General features: G+C 53.3%; 8 tRNA genes. All 8 read left to right on the top strand.

The annotated features are described in order from the left end of the window. Positions 1–34 precede the first annotated feature (34 nt). The 8 genes from CKJ95_RS23135 to CKJ95_RS23100 all read left to right on the top strand — a co-directional run bounded on the left by CKJ95_RS23135 (position 35) and on the right by CKJ95_RS23100 (position 732). Positions 35–110: transfer RNA gene (locus CKJ95_RS23135), tRNA-Val, on the top strand. A 14-nt stretch (positions 111–124) separates the two neighbouring features. Continuing rightward, positions 125–200, top strand: a tRNA-Lys gene (locus CKJ95_RS23130). A gap of 14 nt (positions 201–214) precedes the next feature. Then, positions 215–295: transfer RNA gene (locus CKJ95_RS23125), tRNA-Leu, on the top strand. 4 nt (positions 296–299) lie between these two features. Then, positions 300–374, top strand: a tRNA-Gly gene (locus CKJ95_RS23120). An 11-nt stretch (positions 375–385) separates the two neighbouring features. After that, positions 386–474, top strand: a tRNA-Leu gene (locus CKJ95_RS23115). A gap of 14 nt (positions 475–488) precedes the next feature. Further along, positions 489–565 (top strand) — tRNA-Arg (locus CKJ95_RS23110). 3 nt (positions 566–568) lie between these two features. After that, a tRNA-Pro gene (locus tag CKJ95_RS23105) sits at positions 569–645 on the top strand. An 11-nt stretch (positions 646–656) separates the two neighbouring features. Further along, a tRNA-Ala gene (locus CKJ95_RS23100) sits at positions 657–732 on the top strand. The last annotated feature ends 24 nt before the right edge of the window (positions 733–756 follow it).

Genomic DNA, 756 nt, shown 5'->3' with positions numbered 1-756 from the left:
CTGTGAGAGTAGGACGTCGCTAGGCTGAAAAAATGGAGGATTAGCTCAGCTGGGAGAGCACCTGCCTTACAAGCAGGGGGTCGGCGGTTCGATCCCGTCATCCTCCACCATTTTCAAATTGTACGAGCCATTAGCTCAGTTGGTAGAGCATCTGACTTTTAATCAGAGGGTCGAAGGTTCGAGTCCTTCATGGCTCACCATTTAAATTAAATATGCGGGTGTGGCGGAATTGGCAGACGCGCTAGACTTAGGATCTAGTGTCTTTGACGTGGGGGTTCGAGTCCCTTCACCCGCATTATGCGGAAGTAGTTCAGTGGTAGAACACCACCTTGCCAAGGTGGGGGTCGCGGGTTCGAATCCCGTCTTCCGCTCCATGGCATTACTTGCCGGGGTGGCGGAACTGGCAGACGCACAGGACTTAAAATCCTGCGGTAGGTGACTACCGTACCGGTTCGATTCCGGTCCTCGGCACCACTTTAATAAATTATGCGCCCGTAGCTCAATTGGATAGAGCGTCTGACTACGGATCAGAAGGCTATGGGTTCGACTCCTTTCGGGCGCGCCATTACGGGAAGTAGCTCAGCTTGGTAGAGCACTTGGTTTGGGACCAAGGGGTCGCAGGTTCGAATCCTGTCTTCCCGACCATTATAAATTACGGGGCCTTAGCTCAGCTGGGAGAGCGCCTGCTTTGCACGCAGGAGGTCAGCGGTTCGATCCCGCTAGGCTCCACCAAAGTTCTTTGAAAACTGAACACAA

The sequence above is a fragment of the Fredinandcohnia onubensis genome (genome assembly GCF_002734285.1).
GTDB classification, from domain to species: domain Bacteria; phylum Bacillota; class Bacilli; order Bacillales; family Bacillaceae_L; genus Ferdinandcohnia; species Ferdinandcohnia onubensis_A.
This window is presented reverse-complemented; position numbering and strand designations above follow the sequence as displayed.